We start from the raw sequence: 18,422 nt of genomic DNA, 5'->3' as shown, positions 1-18,422 counted from the left end.
TTACCTCCCTCGGTTAAGAAATAAGATAACGTGTTTACGATTTCCGCTCATACCAGTAACCTGGCACGTCGCGGACCAGCCTCATCAGCGCCTCCATGTAGAAATAATCTCCCCAGATCACGAAGTCGTCCGGCGACATGCCCCCGCGCACATGATAAGAACCGTGCCGCAACAGCCCTTCCGCTTCCGGATCGTCGTCGGTGAAATAATACTCGGTCAGCGACTTCATGCAGCGATGCACTGCAGCTTCGAAACGGATTCGATCCGGGTCACTTTCCGGCAGATGCGCGATCAACTCCAGCATCCCGCAGCAAGCGATCGCCGTAGCCGAACTGTCCCTTGGCGTTCCGTCCTCCACCGGCGCGTCGAAATCCCAATAGGTCACCTGGTCCTCCGGCAGACGATCGATAAAGTAGGCTGCCATTCTGCGAGAGGTCTCCAAGTAAAGTGGATTGCGCGTATAGCGATACGAAAGGATAAATCCGTAGATCCCCCAGGCCTGACCGCGCGTCCAAGTCGAGCCGTCCGTATAGCCTTGATGGGTGCCCCCGCCAATAGGTTCGCCGTTCTCCTGCTTGAAGTAGAACGTATGATAAGAGGAGTCGTCTCCCCGTACGAGGAACTTTCGGCTCTTCTCGGCATGCGCCATAGCGGTGCTCAAATAGCGGGAATCTCCCGTTTGCTCATAAGCCCAGTATAAGAGCGGGAGATTCAGCAAACAGTCGATGATGATACGGCCTCCGTTCTGCGGGTCGTGGGCAGGTCCCCAAGCCTGGATGTAACCGCCAGCCGGACGCCATCGTCCCAGCAGGATCTCTGAGGCCTCCAGCCCCAACCGCTTCGCCTCTTCCGCTTCCTCCAACATCCACCAGGCTGCGGCCGAAGGCATGTAGAGAAAGCCGATATCGTGATGATCCAGTGCCTTGTGTTCAATCAACCGCTTGCGGAAGCTGTGAACCGTCCGTATGGCGGCTTCGCGGAATGCCGGATCTCCCGAAGCCTCGTAGCTCAACCACAGCAGGCCCGACCAGAAGCCTTCCGTCCAGTCGTCGTGGTTGCTGCGCTTATAATCGCCGCCGTCAATCCCGGTCCACGGAAACAGGTCCCCGAACTTCCCGATGTTGGCTTTGGTTTTCTCCACGGCATGCATTAACGCTTCATTCCACATCGCGTTCACTCACCTTTCTATCTTGGTTAGGGGGATGATTCCATGAGATGCAATTCCACTTGATCGCCCAGGCATTGGACGACGAATCGTTGTTCGAACGACTCGCCTATAATCGTTATCTCGAACGATTGATCGGATAATCTCATCACGGATAAGGCGGAAGAGCCCGGACAACCGGCAATGAAGACGTTCATCACCCATACTTCGCCGGCGGCACCGACCTTCAGGCGCTGAATGAACGAATGCCGATCCCGATCTGGCGGATTATCCGGCGTTCGCGCGGCATATAGGGTACAGGCCTCGGAGCTCCAGCAATGCTGGTCTACCGGGTGTCCGCTCGCCGTCCAGCTCACGCAATCAGTTCCTGTCGACGGACGCTTGCGCTTATCCCTGAACAAGTCTTGCCGGAGCAAGCTTAACCGGTCATCCGTCTTCTCCCACTTCTCAGTTAGTTTGATTTCGCCGCTAATATGGTAGTGGATATCAACTTCCGTTTCTTCTCTCGCGCTTACCTTGATCAAATCGAGGAGCATATGCTCCGTCAACGCAACCATGCGCGTCAATTCCGAACCGTCATACGCGGATTCATCCCACGGGCACATCTCCTCCGGCAAAATAAGGCTGCCTTTCATCCGATAATCCCCGCCGTTCCAGCGCACGGATGAAGCTGCCCATTGTCCCCAATGCTCCTCCCCGGACGCGATCAAACGGCAATCGGCGGGAGGTTGATCGGCGCCGTTCAAGGAAACCGCGTTATGCGAATACGTATGCTTGAACCAGTCGTAATGAGCGGGAACGGCATACGCGACTGTCCCGGGATCGATCATGACCGGCGTGTTCCCCCATCCGTAAGAGATCCCCAGCCGGTCCATATGATCATGCTCACCGCCGAAAGGACTATGCTTCACGGTCACATGATGACCTTGCCGATTAACAAGCTTCGTCAATCCGGAGCCCTCCGAAGAATGCCATTCGAATGCCAGCTCCCGAATCCATTCGCGCTCCACTCCAGGTTCGCGCTCCAGCGGCCAGCCGCAGATTAGCGTATAAAGGGAATCCCGCTTCCGGCCTCCCGAATACGCTTCCGCCAGCAGCCCCTGATAAGCTTCTTCCCCGTACCAATCCCCTGCGAACTCGTACAAATGGATATACGATTCGATGCCAACGACCTTACTCGCGTCGTTCAAAGACGGGAACATGCCGCCCGGCAGCAGGAACCGTAGCGGGAATTCGAACATCTGCTTCAGAGCGGCATTCACGGCGGGGATTCCCCGAATATCCCAATCCGATCCTTCGACCGTGAGCGCATATTGAATGATCGGCCCCATCGCATAGTAGTGATAGGTAAATGCGCCCTCATACCAGAAGCCTTCCGGGAGCACGCCTCTTACGATCTGGTCATACAGGCCGTATTCGCCTTCGAGTCCCGCCCGTTGAATATTCGCGTCGCCTAGAATAAATCCGAGCATGGCGATGGCCGAAGTAATCAGCACCGCATGATTATGGATCTGATGCTCCTTGTAGGCGATCAAGAACTCGGCGCAGGGTCGGAACAAGCCCTCCATCACTATCTCCCGCTCTTCCGGCTCGAATTGATCGCTTACCCATTGATAGGCAAAGGCCAGATCCATAATCCAATGCGATTCGTCCAACGTCTGGGCGAACAGCTTGCCGGGACCGTTGTATGGGATATCGCCATGAATCTGGAACCCCGAATAGTAACGCGAATAATCCAACAATACGGACTTTAAGTATGATAGCGCTTCCAATTTTGGTTCCACGGCCAACGCGACCGCCAATGCCTGCATCGAATGTCCTCGTTTGCTGTGCGCCAAAGCGGTCCATGCGGAATCGAACGGCTCCCCCGTCCAGCGTGCTCCGCAGTGCGGACAGCGATGCTCCTTCGGCCGCGACCAGTCAAAGGACAACGCATGACCGTCATGCCTGCAATGATAATAATGTCCCCAGTTGCCTTTCTCGTTCTTCGATATGCGATGCTGAATCAGCAGCGCTTCCTGCGCCTCCACGCGAAGTCTCTGTATCGCATGCTTAAATTCATCAAGCCGGGCATTGCTTCTCGCCCTTGCCTTGCGCGAGTCGTTCACCGCTCTTTACGCCTCCTTCTCAACCACTAGCTTCGTTATGACGTTATCCTCTCGCGAGTAAAAGATCCTCCCGCAGCGGCGTGAACGAATCCAGCAATATGCCCGTTTCCAATGCGCGGCATCCATGCTCGGCATGGCCGGGAATGCAGAGCGTGTCTCCTGCATGGAGCACTCGCTTCTCGCCATCGACCTCGAATTCGAAGGAGCCTAACATGCAATACGTCATCTGCTCATGCGGGTGGCTATGCTTATAGCCTTCGGCATTCGCTTCGAAATGCACTTCCATCATCATCAATTGCTTGCCCGCGTTCAATATTCTCCGCCTCACCCCAGGCTCGGCATTTACCCAGACGCCAATGTTCGACATGCGATCGTTCTCCCCTTCTGTGCAATAGTGAGGCAGCGCCCATCATCCCGGCCAATATTTCAGCTTGAACTCCGAAGGCGTTATGCCGATATGCTTCTTGAACACCTCGCTGAAGTATCGACGATCCCCATAACCCGTAGCGATCGCGATCTCCTGGACCTGATGCCCCTCGACCAGCATCTTCTTGGCCAGTTCCATCCGCTCTTGCGTCACGAATTGTGCAAACGGCAGCCCCATCGTTTTTTTGAACAGGTTAGCATAATAGCTCCCGCTAAGATGAACGTGCCTGGCCTGGCTCTGGACCGTCAGCTCCTCATGCAGATGCTCCCGAATGTAACGCACGGACGACTCGATAATAACGGAGGCTTCGCTGGCGCGCGAACGTTCGATCATCTCGCAGATCTTCCAGCAGAGTTGAAGCAGCTTCTCCTGCATCTTGCTCAGCGATGTAAGGCCGGCCATATTCCGCTCGCGCACGCTCCGTACCAGCTCAGCGGCATCTTCACGGGATACGATCTCGAGCAGGACCCTAATCATCGTATAGGCCATTTCATAATAGAAGCTGACGAAATATTCCGGGTCCGGCATATCGTCCGTGCCCGCAAAGTCGGCGAAAATCCGCATGAATAGCTCGGAAGCTTTGTGCGAGTTGCCGCTGCGGATGCTGTACAACAGCTCCTTCTCCATGTCGGCGGAGCAATACGGACGCTTGATCTCGCTTGTGTTCACTTCATGATAGCCGAACACGCCGTTACCGCCGGTGTAGAAATGATACGACAACGCCGCTATCGCTTGTTCGTACGATCCGGCAATTTCATTCATCTTGTCGACCCCAAGCCCAAGACCGATCGAAACCGTGAATCTCGTATGTTGTTGAATGTTCTGACAACACTTCTCGGCCAGCATCAAGCTGTCGAAATGAGCGTTCTCGTTAAAAACGGCAACAAACCGGTCCATCGTTTCCCGGAACACGATACCCTTCGTATACCCCGATATCGTCTCCTCCACAATATTTTGCAGCGAGAATCGTTGCGACTCCGCCTGATGGATCGGAATATGCTCGCATTTCTCCGCGAATTCGTCAATCTCCAGCACCATGACGGCAAACTTTTGTTTGGCTAGCGGAATCTCAAGGAAATCCCATCGTTTCCAAATGTGCTCTTCACCGCCGCGGTGATGCAGGAGCAGCTGGAAGTATTCCTGTCTGAGGATCGGCAGACTCGCCTTAACCTTCCGCTCGAGCTCGAGCCGCACGAGGTCCTCCCGGCGTTCTTCTTCCAACGCGCCCGTTGCTTTGCGTACAGCCTCCACGATCTCGTCCAGCGAAAAAGGCTTCGCCAGAAAATCGAACGCGCCTAGCTTAAGCGCCTGCTGGGCGTATTCGAAATCGGTAAACCCGGTAATGAAAATGATTTTGCAGTTCGGAAGCATGGATTTTACTTGTTCCGTTAACGCCATGCCGTCCAACTTCGGCATTCGAATGTCGGTGATAATAATGTCCGGCGCTACCTCTTCAATGAGCTTCAGCCCTTCTTCGCCGTCGGTCGCCGTACCGGCCAGCTGGATATCATGCTCCTGCCACTTCACGCTCTTCGAAATTCCGTCGATAACGGCGACGACGTCGTCGATGACGCACATCTTCCAACTGTTTCTGTTCATGGACCTTCACTCCTAGTCAGCATAGCCAGCGATTGGGATGGGAATTCGAATGGTTACTCTGGTTCGCATGCCCGGTATGCTGCTCAGCTCAAGCTCCGCGTCGCTCCCGTACTGGAGCGCCAGACGCTTCTCGATGTTCTGAAGCGCATAACCGTTTAATTTGTCGCTGTCCTCTTCTTCCGCGGGTTCGAATCCGACGCCGTTATCTTCAACCTCGAGCACGAGCCGATTCTCCAGCTGATAGATATGAATATGAATGAATCCGCCTTCCTTCCAATCCTTGAAGCCGTGCAGAATCGAATTCTCCACGAGAGGCTGCAGCAATATTTTCAGTATCGGCTGCGACAGATCAAGGCCTTCCTGTACATCCGCCCGAAAATCGAATAAGGACGTATAGCATTGCTTTTGAATGCTCAAGTATTGCGTCACGTGGGTGATCTCGTTCTTAAGGGACGTCATCTCTTTGCCTTTGTTCAAGCCGAGCTGGAACAGCTTCGATAAGGCCAGCACCATTTGCTGCACATGCTCGTGCTCTTGGAGTTGGCTTTTCCAATAAATCGTATTGAGCGTGTTATAGAGGAAGTGAGGGTCGATCTGAGCCTGCATGGCTTTGAGCTCGGATTTCCTTTTCTCCGTCTCCGCCTCCTTGACCTCAAGGAACAAACGGTTGATCTCGTCCAACATCCGGTTGAATCGGAAGCCGACCTGTGAAATTTCGTCCTGATAGGCGCTTTCGAACCGAACGTCCAGGTCGCTATGCTCGACTTTCTTCATCACGGAATGAAGCTTCGTAAGCGGCCGAAGCAGCAGCCGGGTGAGCAGACGCGCGAAGAATATGGAGACGATCAGCGTAAGAAGGATGAACACGACGATGACCCACGTAATGCTGCCCAATTGCTGGGCGACACTCTGCTTCGGCAGCACGCTGAATAACACCCAATTGCCGGCCGACTCGAGCTGCCTGTAATTGACATCGTAGTCGTTGCTGCCCGTTCGGTAAGCGAAACTGCCCTCGTTCCCTTCAAGCGCTTGCCTCACCGAAGCATGCTGGGCGAAATCCGGGAACGCAGCGGATCCGGATGGGGAGATCATCTCTCCATCCCGGGACAGCAGAATGAACCGTCCCTCGTTAAACCCTAAGTCCCGGTTAATATAACGGGTCAGCTCGGTCACTTTCACGTTCGCGAGCACGTATTTGTTCTCGGAAGCGGCATTCATCGCCCCCTCCGTCAGGAACGTGATGATGTCCGCTTTTTCGTTATAGAATGGATCCTCGTGCGGTCCGATCCACAGTTCGATATGGCGCTGCCCCGCACCCTCAACCAGATCATAGAGGGATGAAGCATAGAAGGATTCCCGAGGCAGCCCGATCTTCGACGTCTCGTAATAGGAGCCCTCCGGCGTGGCCACCATGATCGAATCGATCAACGGTTCGACTAGCTTCATCTGGATGAACACCGTCTGAAGCGCCGATAGATGCGTGTAGTAGTTTTGGAAGTCCGACGAGGGCTCGAGTCCTACCGCTCTTCTATAGTCCATGTTCATCATCATCGAGAAGATCGACGTTTTGATTTTGTTCAGCTTCTCGTCGAGCGCTTGCGAGGTTTTGCTCAACATATCCTGCCTAAGCCGCTCCGCGTTGTTCTCGGCCATATCGCCCGCGATCCGATAGGCCAGCAGTCCGGTAGCCAGGATGACGACGGAGACGATAAGGATGAACGCCATCCATATTCGCTGTTGAAACGATAGTTTGTAGATGAAGTTCATGGATTTCCCGCCTCGCTTTAGGGGTTGATGCCATTGATGGTATCATTCAAGGCAAGTCCCATCAACCCTTGACGGCGCCCACATTCATCTGCACGAACGACTTATTCGCCAAGATATACATGACCAGCATCGGAATCATGGAGATGCAGGCACCCGTCAGCATCAGGTGGCTTTGCACGGCTCCGCCGAACCCGTAGCGAATGTTGGTAAGCCCGACCGTAATCGGCTGCAGATGCGGCTGCGACATCGTGAAGACCAGCGGTAGAATGTAGTTGTTCCAGGCTCCTCGGAAAGCGAACAGACCTACGACACCGAGCGCCGGCGTGCAGAGCGGCATCACGATCCGCGAGAAAATATAGAAGGAGCCCGCTCCGTCGATCATCGCTGCTTCATCCAGCTCTTTGGAGATGCTTCGCATGAAAGCGTACAAGATGAAGAACGTCGTACCGCCCGCGCCGGTCATCATGATGATGAGTCCGACTACCGACTTGTGAAGACCGAGCGTCACCATAATTTGATAAGCGGGCTTTAGCGTCAGAACCCCCATATGAATGAACATCATGGCGGAATATACCGCGAGCATCAGTTTGCGCCCAGGGAACGTCTTGCGAGCTACCGCATACGCAGCCAAGGAACATACGATTACCGTCGACAAAGTCGCTCCGACGCTATAGATGATGCTGTTCCATACATAAACGGAAAACTTCGCTTCTTGCCACGTATAGACGTAATTCTCCAGCTGCCACGCTTGCGGCAGAAGGGCCGTGCCTGCGTTCAGCTCCTGGTTCGTCTTGAATGAACCGAGCATGGCGAGCGCAATGGGAAGCAGCATAAGCACGGCCGTAACCAGCAAGAACGCCCAGGTCAGAACCCTTCCTGATATGCGCGTCATAACAATCTCCTCCTTATGTCGCCAATTGATCACGAAGCAGATCAAGGAGTAACTCACCTTCTCGGTGCTGAATTGTCGACTTTTTGAAGCCGCTCCTTATGCCTGCGATCAGGAATAGATATCGTTTAGCTTTCTGGATAAATACAAGTACAGACCGGTAATGGCGCCTACGATTAAGGCGAGCAGCATGGCAACCGCGGAGCCGTATCCGATATCCTGCGCCATCGTTTCGCCCGTCGACACCGGGAATAACAATTTGTACAGATAGAGATGCATAACCTCCGTCGCTCCGGAAGGTCCCCCGCCCGTTAGCACCATGATCGCTTCATAGCTTTCGAGCGCGCTCATAATCGCCAGCATCATCACGATGTTCAGAACCGGTCCGAGCATGGGCACGGTAATCGACCAGAACCTTCTCGCCCCGGTCGCGCCATCGAGTTCCGCGCTTTCGTATACGTCCTTCGGAATGCCTTGCAGTCCGGCAAGGAAGAGCAGCATGTAGTTGCCGATGCCTCCCCAGGCCGCGATGATGATACAGGTTAACATCGCATTCTGCATATTCAGCCAATCGACCGCGGGCACCCCGATCATGTTCAGGATTTGATTGAGCAATCCGTTATAGGAATTGAAGATGAGGTAGAATACGACGGCCATGACCGCCGTGCTGAAGATCGTCGGCATGAAGTAGATGCCGCGCAGGAAGTTCTTGCCCTTCAGCTTGCCGTTTAGCAGAACCGCCAGCAGCAATGCGATGGGAAGGGTCAAGATCATTTTGCCGGAAGCAAAAACGAATGTATTGCCGATCGCGTCCCACAAGTAGTCGTCGCGGAACAGCCGCTTGATGTTGTAGAGTCCTGAGAATTTGGCTTCACCGTATCCTTTGTAGTCGTAAAACATGTAGCGCAAAGCCCATAGTATCGGATAAATTCCGAGTGTAACCGTTAAGATTACACTCGGCGTCACGAACAGATAGGCTTCCGCATGGTTCTTCCATCTTCGTATCATGGCAGCCTCCGGATGCGGAATGGATCCGTCTTTATTTTTGCAACGCTTTCGGATCGAAGCTAGGATCCGCCGTTACCTTCACTTTGCCGTCGGCTACGGCTTTGTCGAGCGCCGCATTGTAGCTGTCATTGAGGTTGCCGATCACTTGATCCAGGTCTCCGCCGGCCAGGATGTATTTCACGAATTCTTCATGCCATGTTTTGCCTTCCGGCGTAATGCCTGTCGGAGCGATCGGCCAAGCGGCATCGTATTTGGTAGGCAGGAAGTTTGCGATGCCGGGTACCGAAGGCTCTTGGGCGCCTTCGAGCACGTGCGGCAATACGGAGATGCCTAATCCGGCTTCGTGGTAACCCCGGAGAATCTCGACTCCGTACATATAAGACATAAACTTCCACGCGGCATCCTTGTGCTTGGATTCGCTGCTCATGGACAGCCAAGTATTGGCGATCGGATCGATGGCGCCTTGCGGCTCCCCTCCGTCAATCGTAGGCACCATAGTGGCATCCCAACGGATTTTTGGAGGGAATTGCGTTTGATAGACGCCGGCTTCCGTCGAATAGGAGATGTACATGCCGATTTTGCCTTCGGCGAATTGCGCGCGCATCGGGTCCATATCCAGCGCTTCCGAGCCTGGCAGCACGCTGCCGTCCGCGCTCATTTGACGGAAGGCTTCGATAATCGGTTTCCAACCGGCGAAATCGTATTTGCCCGTCTTGAAGTCAAAGCCGGAGCGATGGTAGCCGTTCAGTTCCGCTATTTTCTCCGCGGATCGGCTCAGCGCGCTGGAAGGGCTCTTATAAGGCAGCGACCAGCCGTAGATGCCATCCGCTTTGCCGATCTCCGTGATCTTCTTCGCGGCCGCGACCATCTCGTCCAGCGATTTGGGCGGCTGTAAGCCCGCTTTTTCGAAAATGTCGACGTTGTAGACAAGACGGATCGTGTTGCCGACGTTAGGCAGCGAGATGATATTGTCGTCGAACTGGTTCCCGCCTTCCTTAATGAATCCCTCGTAATTCGCCTTCATCTCGTCCGTCATGTAAGCATTAAGCGGTTCGAAATAACCTTTGGCATAGAATTCATCGGCTTTTTGGGTCGCGAACACGTCCGGGGCTTGCCCGCTGGTGAAAGCCAGATCCAGCGACTGCGGATAGTTCTCCGCCATCATCGTCATTTCCACTTCGATGTTGTCTTGGTTCGTCTTGTTGTACTCGTCGATCTTCGCCTTGATATACTCGGCGTCATGTCGTTGATAGGTCCAATACACCAACTTTGTTTTCTCGCCGGTTCCTTTGGTCGCGGTCGCGGTACCTTCGGTCGGCTTATTGTCCGTGCCCGCATTACCGCCGTTATTGCCACCCGCGCATCCCGCAAGGCTGAACGCCAACGTGAAGGCCGCTAGAAGAGTCAACGTTCTGTTGCGTCTTTGTTTCATCTGCCCTTCATCCCCTCTTATCTGATTGCTTGCTACGTCTCTATCATATCGCTCTTGTCGATTCATGGGAGCGAGGAAAAACAATTCGCTTAGGGGTGAATTTCGATGATGCTGGGGTGCTTATTGATGAACCGCGAATAGATTCCATTTGCCCGTGTAATCCGTCTGTCGTTCGCTCGTGTTGATCGTTCCTCCAACGACGCGGACCGTCTGTCTGTTCTCGATAAAATTGGCGTAGACCATCGTATCGGCATTGGAGGAGAACGGGACGTTAAACGTGTACAAATTCGTCCAGCTGCTGCCCAGATTCGTCGTTTGCTTGCTGACCAGCACCGTCGCTTGCGATGCGCTGTACAGAATATCGAACTGCTGCGCGCCTGACCCGCTCTTCACGAGATCCATAAAGCCGGAAGCAGCCGTATCCACCGTTTGGAACGACCATGCCCCGTTCAAGAAGGAAGCGAGCTTGATCGTCTTGGTGCCGGAGCCATCGGTATTCTGTTGTCCGAACCCGACGACGACCGTCCCGTCACCGGCAACCGAAGGCGCGGAATTCGAGATGGGATGGCGGTCGTTATAGACGCTGCTCGTCGTGAGCGGCTGCGCTTCCGTGACGAGGCAGCTCGCCAGATCCGAGGTATTGATCACATTGCCTGCCGTCGTTCCGGCAACGTTGTACATGGCCCCGTCGGTCGTGTTCAAGTAAGCAAGATATAAATGCCGCGAGGAATGGTCATGTCCGCCGCTTCCGCCCGACATCGACCATGTGATATAGATCTTGCCATTCTTCTCGGCGACGCCGTATGCATACACTTCGTCGAATTGGCCATTCGTCTTTTGGGTGTCGATGACCGTAAGCGGAGAGGACCATGTCGCGCCGCTGTCCGTCGACTTGATATATCTGTAGGTTCGGTAAGGGTAGGATTGATCGTTATTTTTGGAGTAGAAGTAGTAGATGGTGGAACCTGAGATAACCGGCATCGGATAGGCGTTCAAATCGCTGCTGATCTGCGTGCGCACCCAAGTGCCGGATATGGAGTGCGTATTCGGGGCTTTGATTAGATACGCTGCTGTTGCGTGATTGTTGATGAAGATGCCGAGCTTCCCGTCCGGCAGCAGCACCATCGTCGGGTAGTCATGGTACGCATACGTGGAGGAATCATCCCAGTCGTACACTTTGACCGCCGGCTCCCAGCTTGCCGTCGCATGGTTGTAAGCCTTCACATAAACATCCATCTGTGGGCCGCTGTACGTCACGAAGGTCTTGTTCGCCGTGCTGTCATAAAGTCCGGTACCGAAACTTCGTCTGGCATGATAGGAAGCATTGCTTTCGATGGTGGAGATACTTTCCGCTGATGCGACCGAGACTGCCGATACCAAACTTAACATACACAGTACCGTCAATATGAACTTACGAGCCGTTCTCATTCTCTCAGCCATTCCATCATCAACCTCCTCTATAGTGGGCCTACGATCTCGTAGACATCATCACTATAGCACGGAGCGCAAATTGTGGAGGTGCTGTAAAACGACTCTATTAGGGAAACAATTCGTACATCAATGCAATTGTCAGCAGGATTAAACAACCATGGATGCAAGTCTGCAAAATGGAAGGAACCCCGCAGCTGCTATCGCTGCGGGGCTTTCGCTTATTACGCTAAACTTACGCCTTCGTATACTTCCTGACCACATCGGCCAGCTCGCTCCAATGCTCGCATTGGTCCCAGTGGAACGAGGCCGGGAGCTCGTACATCTCTTCCCAGGAGCGCTGCTGCAGGAACGGCTTCAAGTTCTGCTCCACGCAGATCACTTGCATGATCGTCCGCATCCGGAACTGCAGCGGGTAACGTTCTTCCGCGGAGATCGGCTTGAAATACGTCTCGGCCATGTAATCGACCAGCGCTTCGCCCTTCTCCTGCTCCTTATGCTGATTCCAGACCTGCTTGATCGCATCGGTCAGCTGACGCCATGGCGTCTCTTCCCGCGGATAGACGATGCCCATCGTTGCCGCGTCTTTGTAGGTCCAGAGCGCCCAAGAGACATCATGCTGTTCGCACAGGTCGAGCATATCTTCGATGATCGTCATCTGGAAGTCGATCTCTTCTTTCTCGAAGACGAGCCCGAGTTCGCCACACCAGACCGGACGCTTGTACTTGTCGCGAATGGCGACCAGCTCGCCGAACGCTTCGGCGAAGATTTCCCTTCGGCGCGTACGGTCCATCTCCGGCGTCAGGACGGCCGGATCGGCGACGAACGGATAGAAGTGGAATTCGTAGGCGACCTGCGGATCGTCGATCGGGTCGATCATCGTGAAGTCGGTCGTGAACGCATTGCCCTCGATGAAGATAATGTGGTGCTCATCATACTTCCGAATCTCGGCGATGACCTTCCGGTAGAACTTGTTGAATACCTCGGCGTTCGTCACCATCGACGGCTCGTTGACGATATCGTAAGCGCCGATCCACGGCTGATCCTTGTAGTAGTTCGCGATGTGGCCCCACAGGCCGATCACGGTGTCGCGCAGCGCGCCGTATTCCCAGAACAGCGGCAGGCCGGAATAGGTGTCGCAGTGCCAATCCGGATTCTGGCCGCCCGGTACGGAGTGCAGGTCGAGAATGGCGTAGATCTCGTATTTCTCGCACAGGGACACGATATGATCGAGATACTTGAAGCCTTCCTCTTTATACACGCCGGGGTTCTGGTCATCGATGAAATATTTGTAATTGAACGGCAGGCGCAGATGATTGACGCCGATCTGCTTCAGGAATGCGAAGTCCCCCTCATCGACGAACTCCATCAGGAAGCGGTCGAAGAACTTCTCGCTGCGCTCCTTGCCATATACCTCTTCGAACGCCTTCTTGATCATCGTATCCGTTCCCGGCAAGCCGATCATGAAGTGCTCGAGGTTCATCCACGAACCGAGGCCGAAGCCGCGGAATACGATTTTCTCGCCGCCGACCGTAAAGTCTTCCCCGCGCACTTGCACGAATTTGTTCAGTTGGTTGTTCATTATATATGTGCCTCTTTTCACTAGTTAGTTTTTCATGCCGGTCGTCGCTACGCTCTGAATGAAGAACCGCTCCCCGAGCAGGAACACGACGATCATCGGGATGGTCGCAAGCACGGTGCCCGCCATCAGCAGGCCATAATCCATCGTGTGCTCGGTCTGGAATGCCTTGAGCCCCAGCTGAAGCGTCTTGAGCGAATCGTCGTTCAAGTAGATGAGCGGCGCCAGATAGTCGTTCCACATGAACGTGAAGGTGAAGATCGCGAACGTCGACAAACTCGGCGCGGACAATGGCATGGCGATCCGCCAGAATATCTGCCATTCGCTGTAGCCGTCGACCCGCGCCGCTTCGTTCAGCTCATTGGGCAAGCTCATGAAGAACTGCCGCATGAGGAAGATCCCGAAGCCGCTGAACAGCTGGATGAGCACGTAGCCGGTGTGCGTGTTATACAGTCCCAGTTCGCTGACGACCGAGAACTGCGGCACCATGATGGAGTGCCAAGGCATCATCAGGTTCGTCATGAACAGCAGGAAGACCGTTTTCTTGAAGGGAACCTTCAGCTTCGCGAAAGCATAGGCCGCCATGGAGCAGATGATCACCTGCAGGACCGTGATGATGACAGTCAGCTTGAACGTGTTGAGGAAATATTGGCCGAACGGGATCGCCGTCCATACCTCTTGGTAGTTGTTCAGGTAGAGCGAGCTCGGAATCCAGTTCATCGGATTCTTGAACAGGTCCACGTCCGTCCGCAGCGATGTCGAGATCATCCATAGGAACGGGAAGAGCGTGGCGATCGAGAAGGCAATGAGCAGCATGATGACGAGCAAATAGGCCGGTCTATCCCATTTGGATTTCGTGATGGCCTCCATTGGAGCGCCTCCTTTCCGGTATTAGTACGTCACCCATTTCCGCTCCAGTCGGAATTGGATGATCGAGATGATCATGATGATGAGGAATAGGACAGTGGACATCGCGGCCGAATAGCCCATCTTGTAATTGATGAAAGCTTCTTGATAAATCCGGAAGACGAGCACGTTCGTCGAGCGCCCCGGCCCCCCGTCGGTCATGACGGAGACGAGATCGAACACCTGGAAGGAGTTAATGATCGTAAGCACCAGCACCATGAACAGCGTCGGCGACAAGCTGGGCAGCGTAATGTACAGGAACTGCTTGAACCGGCTCGCGCCGTCGAGCCTTGCGGATTCGTACAGATGCTCCGGGATGCCTTGGATGCCCGCCAGTAGAATGACCATGTAGTAGCCGAAGCTCTTCCATACCGCGACGAGGACGATCGCGATGAGCGCCCACTGCGAGGACATGAGCCATTGCGGCGGATTGTCGATGCCGATCGCCTGCAGGATGTGGTTGATCGGACCGGACAGCGGGTTGAACAGCAGCCCCCATACGATGGCGATCGAGACCATGGACGTGATGTAGGGAAAATAGAACGCCATGCGCAGATATTTGCGCAGGTGCAGAATATTGTTCAGCGCAACGGCCGACAGCAGCGCCAGCAGCATGGTGAGCGGCACGAAGAGCAGCGTGTAGATCAAGTTATTTTTAAGCGAGACGATAAAATAATCGTCCTTCACCAGCTTCGCGTAATTATCGAAACCGACGAAGTTCGGCTTCACGTTAAAACCGCCGTAGTCGGTAAAACTCATGACTAGCCCGTAAACCAGCGGAATAAGGATGAAGACCGCGAACAAGACGAAGGCCGGAAGAATGAATAACGTCCCTGCCGTGTACGTCTTGAGATGCGTTAGACGTCTGGTTGTCATCCGATCGTCCTCCTTAAGGATGAATCGAACCCTCTCGAGCCCGTTTAACAAGCGCGGCTTCCGCTTAGGAACGGAAGCCGCTTCATTGATCTAACCTTACGGATTCAGCACGGACTTGCGCTGATCCATGAAATTGGCGATGGCTTTCGCCGCATCCTGCTCGTGGAACAGGAACAGATCGCGCTGCTCCCCGTAGATGCGGTTCACCTCGTTGATCTGGGCGACCGGCTGATTCTCGATGACGGTGTTGGCTTCGAAGAAGTAGCCGCTGCCTTCGATGCCGGTTGCGTTCAGGAACGCTTCCTTTGTTTTGTCGCTCGAATAAGCCGGCAGCACGCTCGATTCCGCGACGATCGACTCGCCTTCCTCGCCGGCAACGAATCGCGCGAATTCGAAGGCCGCATCGGCGTTCTTGCTGGACGGGTTCACCCCGATGAAGGTGCTGACGCCGCCGACCGTGATCGGATCGGTCGTCCCTTCAGGCAGCGGCAGCGGCGCCATGTCGAAGGTGATATCGGTCTTGCCGGCCGCAATATCCGCCTTCAGCATATTGACGGTCCATTCCCCGTTGATCAGCATCGCGACGTTACCGCTCTCGAATTGCTTGATCCAGTCGACGCTCTCCGCTTTCATCTGCTTGTAGCTCATATGCGACTGGTCCTGTTCATAGAGGCGGTCCATGTATTCCAGCCACGACGATACGTTGTCCAAGCTGTCGTCGAGGAGCGTCGTGCCTTGCTGCAGCGCGCCGAGCGGAGCCGTCAGCCAGTCGGCATAATAGCCGCCCCATTGCTTGTCCGCTCCTTCGCCTTTGGTAAGGCTCTTCGCGAGCTCGGCATATTCCTCCCACGTCATCTGCTTCGGATACGGAATGCCTTCGCGGTCGAAGATCGCTTTGTTATAGAAGAGCGCATACTGCGACGTGCGGTAAGGCAGCGCGTAATACTTGCCTTCCGTCAGCACCTCGATAATATCCTGGTAGCTCGGCCCATACGCGCCGACATCGACATTCGCCGCTTTCACGCGGTCCGTCAGATCGACGAGCTGGTTACGCGAGGCATAGAGGCCAAGGCTCGATGTTCCGTTAATGCTGTAGACGTCCATTGCGGAGCCGCCGGACAGATTGTTCATAATCTTCGTGTTGTACTCGTCGGAGTTGTTGCTGATCGTATTCATATGAACTTCAATGTCGCTATGCTGCGCATTGAAGGCTTCCACGACTTTCTTCATGTAATCTTCTTCGTCCGTCCAGGTGTAGTACTCCAGCACGACTTTGCCCTCGCCGCTTGCATCATTGGGCGCGTCCGAGTTGCCCGAACTGCATCCTGCCAGAGACACTGCCAATGCGCCGATCAGCGCCGAACCGATAACCTTGCGTTTGTTGCTCATGATGATGACCCCTCCTCGTTCGTTTAGGAATGAAACGCGCCTTCGCCATCGCAGTCGGCGCCAGCCGTTTCACCTTGTTGCTATCTATACTAATGCCGGTGACGCTTACGGGTAAGGTTGAAGTTTTATCATCGCTTCAAGCTCGCTGTAAAGGTGTCGAACCGTGCAATTCGCGGCTCCTTATGGGTATAATGACAGGGATCGCGGCTTGCGGCAGGGTGTAAGAAAGTTCAACCTTTGCAGCGGCTCGCCGGTCGCCTACAATGAAAGTTATTTAGGCAGGAAGGATGGCTTCCATGTTTATCTTCTTTATGTTTATCCTGTTCATCGCGATCGCGGTCTTCTGCCTGACCCAGCAAAAATACACGAAAGCGACGCTGTTCATGCTGCTGATGGGCTTCGCCTATCTGATCGTCGTCTCCTGCATCATGACCTACATGGCCAAGGATGCCTACTATTACAACAGCATGGACGATTATTTCGGCATTAAGCAATCGTTGCAAAATCAGTTGATGTTCCTGCCGATCTCGCGGTTTACGCTGATCCGCATATTCAACCTCTCCACTTTGCTATTCCTGTACGCGGGGTTATGTTCCGCGGTGTATTTCGCGTTCCACTTGACGGCCAAAGGCGGCCGGCGGCTGCTCGTCTGGTTAGCGGTTCCGTGCGCGGTGCAGCTAATCCTGTACGATCCGTTCGTCTATGCGCAGCTCTATTATGGGCTATATCCGGACTATATGACGTCGCAAGGCGTTGTGTCGGCCTATGAAGCGATCCATACGGTAACGTTCGTGGTCAATACCCTCTATGTCGCGGCCGGGATTCTGTTGCTCCTCTATGCGCTCTATGATGCTCCGAAGGTGCGGCAGATTCGCAGCAATATCATGATGATCGCCATTGCCTACATTTCCGTCCATATCACGTATTTCTATATGAACTACTGGGCGCCGGACATGTTGATCAAGGTGTCCGAGGCCGCTCATTTTATCCGGTTCCAGCCGATTAATCTGGTGGGCAATCCGTCGATCTATACGCTGCTGCCGTATATTGCGGGGCTGTGCCTGCTGGTCAGCCTGTACGGCATCTACAAGTACGCGCGCATCCAGAACAGCATTCGCAACCAGGAAGCCGTCATCTCGCACAATATCGACTCCGCCCTGCTGACTTCCCGCGTATTCAGCCACTATATCAAGAACGAGCTGCTCGCGATCAAAGCGCAATCGGAGTATCTGGCGCACGTGGTCGAGGATGCGATGGGCGAGAAGTCGCCGGAGGTCATCGAGGAGATCCGCGTCATTGAACAGCGGTGCAATAATGTCTATCATCGCCTCGATGCCATTCATCAGAAAAACTTGAAGTCCAAGATCGAGCTGATCCCGGTACCGATCTATGAGTTAATCGATAAACTGCTCGGCGAGATGAGCATGGAGCTGAAGCCGATCCAGGTCCGCTACGCCAAGCAGCCAAGGCAGCTGGTCATTATGGCGGATCCCTACTATTTTGCTCAGGCGTTGGAACATATCTTACGCAATGCGGTGGATGCGCTCGAATCCGTTCCGGAGCGATCCAGGCAGATCGAGATTGACGTTCATCTCAAGCATAAGTGGCTGGAATTGGTCATTGCGGATAATGGGAAGGGAATTGCCGAGGAGAATCTGCCGCAGATCTTCCAACCGTTCTACTCTTCCAAGCCGACGGCGACGAACTGGGGCATGGGGCTGTCGATCACGCATACGATCATTACGGCGCATGGCGGCAAAATTCATGTGACGAGCAAACAAGGCGAAGGCACCGCCTTCCATATCGTCATGCCGTTACTCTCCGCGGACAAGGAAGAAAGGTGATGAAG

14 protein-coding genes are annotated in these 18,422 nt (G+C 54.2%); 1 reads left to right on the top strand and 13 read right to left on the bottom strand.

Annotation, left to right across the window (positions count from 1 at the left end; genetic code table 11):
- Nucleotides 1-34 precede the first annotated feature (34 nt).
- From FHS18_RS17620 to FHS18_RS17560, 13 genes are all read right to left on the bottom strand, one after another.
- Nucleotides 35-1,168 carry a glycoside hydrolase family 88 protein gene (locus tag FHS18_RS17620; protein WP_183601390.1) on the bottom strand — a complete coding sequence of 378 codons (1,134 nt, stop codon included), beginning with the start codon at nucleotides 1,166-1,168 and terminating at the stop codon, nucleotides 35-37.
- Between the two features lie 26 nt (nucleotides 1,169-1,194).
- Nucleotides 1,195-3,273, bottom strand: coding sequence for a heparinase II/III domain-containing protein (locus FHS18_RS17615; protein WP_183601389.1), 2,079 nt, complete (start codon nucleotides 3,271-3,273; stop codon nucleotides 1,195-1,197).
- Nucleotides 3,274-3,316: 43 nt separating this feature from the next.
- Nucleotides 3,317-3,640 (bottom strand): cupin domain-containing protein, encoded by a 324-nt coding sequence (locus FHS18_RS17610; RefSeq protein ID WP_183601388.1) that lies wholly within the window; start codon nucleotides 3,638-3,640, stop codon nucleotides 3,317-3,319.
- 42 nt (nucleotides 3,641-3,682) lie between these two features.
- Nucleotides 3,683-5,299 carry a response regulator gene (locus tag FHS18_RS17605; protein ID WP_183601387.1) on the bottom strand — a complete coding sequence of 539 codons (1,617 nt, stop codon included), beginning with the start codon at nucleotides 5,297-5,299 and terminating at the stop codon, nucleotides 3,683-3,685.
- Between the two features lie 12 nt (nucleotides 5,300-5,311).
- A complete protein-coding gene (locus FHS18_RS17600; RefSeq protein WP_183601386.1) occupies nucleotides 5,312-7,066 on the bottom strand; it encodes a sensor histidine kinase in 1,755 nt (584 codons plus the stop codon).
- A gap of 61 nt (nucleotides 7,067-7,127) precedes the next feature.
- Nucleotides 7,128-7,958 carry a carbohydrate ABC transporter permease gene (locus FHS18_RS17595; RefSeq protein WP_183601385.1) on the bottom strand — a complete coding sequence of 277 codons (831 nt, stop codon included), beginning with the start codon at nucleotides 7,956-7,958 and terminating at the stop codon, nucleotides 7,128-7,130.
- Nucleotides 7,959-8,066: 108 nt separating this feature from the next.
- Nucleotides 8,067-8,963, bottom strand: coding sequence for a carbohydrate ABC transporter permease (locus FHS18_RS17590; RefSeq protein ID WP_183601384.1), 897 nt, complete (start codon nucleotides 8,961-8,963; stop codon nucleotides 8,067-8,069).
- Nucleotides 8,964-8,994: 31 nt separating this feature from the next.
- Entirely contained in the window at nucleotides 8,995-10,395 is a 1,401-nt protein-coding gene (locus FHS18_RS17585; RefSeq protein ID WP_183601383.1) for an ABC transporter substrate-binding protein, read from the bottom strand.
- A gap of 120 nt (nucleotides 10,396-10,515) precedes the next feature.
- Entirely contained in the window at nucleotides 10,516-11,835 is a 1,320-nt protein-coding gene (locus FHS18_RS17580) for a BNR-4 repeat-containing protein (protein ID WP_183601382.1), read from the bottom strand.
- A gap of 223 nt (nucleotides 11,836-12,058) precedes the next feature.
- Nucleotides 12,059-13,405, bottom strand: a complete 1,347-nt coding sequence (locus FHS18_RS17575) for a glycoside hydrolase family 5 protein (RefSeq protein ID WP_183601381.1) — start codon at nucleotides 13,403-13,405, stop codon at nucleotides 12,059-12,061.
- Nucleotides 13,406-13,429: 24 nt separating this feature from the next.
- On the bottom strand, nucleotides 13,430-14,272 hold the full coding sequence (locus tag FHS18_RS17570) for a carbohydrate ABC transporter permease (RefSeq protein ID WP_183601380.1): 843 nt from the start codon (nucleotides 14,270-14,272) through the stop codon (nucleotides 13,430-13,432).
- A gap of 21 nt (nucleotides 14,273-14,293) precedes the next feature.
- On the bottom strand, nucleotides 14,294-15,184 hold the full coding sequence (locus FHS18_RS17565; protein ID WP_183601379.1) for a carbohydrate ABC transporter permease: 891 nt from the start codon (nucleotides 15,182-15,184) through the stop codon (nucleotides 14,294-14,296).
- 96 nt (nucleotides 15,185-15,280) lie between these two features.
- A complete protein-coding gene (locus FHS18_RS17560) occupies nucleotides 15,281-16,573 on the bottom strand; it encodes an ABC transporter substrate-binding protein (RefSeq protein WP_183601378.1) in 1,293 nt (430 codons plus the stop codon).
- 296 nt (nucleotides 16,574-16,869) lie between these two features.
- On the opposite strand from FHS18_RS17560, the gene FHS18_RS17555 reads away from it, so the two are divergent.
- Nucleotides 16,870-18,417, top strand: a complete 1,548-nt coding sequence (locus tag FHS18_RS17555; protein ID WP_183601377.1) for a sensor histidine kinase — start codon at nucleotides 16,870-16,872, stop codon at nucleotides 18,415-18,417.
- Nucleotides 18,418-18,422: the final 5 nt, after the last annotated feature.

Origin of the sequence: Paenibacillus phyllosphaerae (genome assembly GCF_014192105.1) — a bacterium.
GTDB classification, from domain to species: Bacteria; Bacillota; Bacilli; order Paenibacillales; family Paenibacillaceae; genus Paenibacillus_Z; species Paenibacillus_Z phyllosphaerae.
Note: the sequence above shows the minus strand (reverse complement) of the source record. Positions and strands in the feature narration are given on the sequence as shown.

What these genes read in the sequence shown, in the direction of transcription:
- FHS18_RS17620 (WP_183601390.1), bottom strand. Translation starts at nt 1,168, where the DNA reads ATGTGGAATGAAGCGTTAATGCATGCCGTGGAGAAAACCAAAGCCAAC.
- FHS18_RS17610 (WP_183601388.1), bottom strand. Translation starts at nt 3,640, where the DNA reads ATGTCGAACATTGGCGTCTGGGTAAATGCCGAGCCTGGGGTGAGGCGG.
- FHS18_RS17595 (WP_183601385.1), bottom strand. Translation starts at nt 7,958, where the DNA reads ATGACGCGCATATCAGGAAGGGTTCTGACCTGGGCGTTCTTGCTGGTT.
- FHS18_RS17585 (WP_183601383.1), bottom strand. Translation starts at nt 10,395, where the DNA reads ATGAAACAAAGACGCAACAGAACGTTGACTCTTCTAGCGGCCTTCACG.
- FHS18_RS17590 (WP_183601384.1), bottom strand. Translation starts at nt 8,963, where the DNA reads ATGATACGAAGATGGAAGAACCATGCGGAAGCCTATCTGTTCGTGACG.
- FHS18_RS17565 (WP_183601379.1), bottom strand. Translation starts at nt 15,184, where the DNA reads ATGACAACCAGACGTCTAACGCATCTCAAGACGTACACGGCAGGGACG.
- FHS18_RS17600 (WP_183601386.1), bottom strand. Translation starts at nt 7,066, where the DNA reads ATGAACTTCATCTACAAACTATCGTTTCAACAGCGAATATGGATGGCG.
- FHS18_RS17605 (WP_183601387.1), bottom strand. Translation starts at nt 5,299, where the DNA reads ATGAACAGAAACAGTTGGAAGATGTGCGTCATCGACGACGTCGTCGCC.
- FHS18_RS17570 (WP_183601380.1), bottom strand. Translation starts at nt 14,272, where the DNA reads ATGGAGGCCATCACGAAATCCAAATGGGATAGACCGGCCTATTTGCTC.
- FHS18_RS17555 (WP_183601377.1), top strand. Translation starts at nt 16,870, where the DNA reads ATGTTTATCTTCTTTATGTTTATCCTGTTCATCGCGATCGCGGTCTTC.
- FHS18_RS17560 (WP_183601378.1), bottom strand. Translation starts at nt 16,573, where the DNA reads ATGAGCAACAAACGCAAGGTTATCGGTTCGGCGCTGATCGGCGCATTG.
- FHS18_RS17575 (WP_183601381.1), bottom strand. Translation starts at nt 13,405, where the DNA reads ATGAACAACCAACTGAACAAATTCGTGCAAGTGCGCGGGGAAGACTTT.
- FHS18_RS17580 (WP_183601382.1), bottom strand. Translation starts at nt 11,835, where the DNA reads ATGGCTGAGAGAATGAGAACGGCTCGTAAGTTCATATTGACGGTACTG.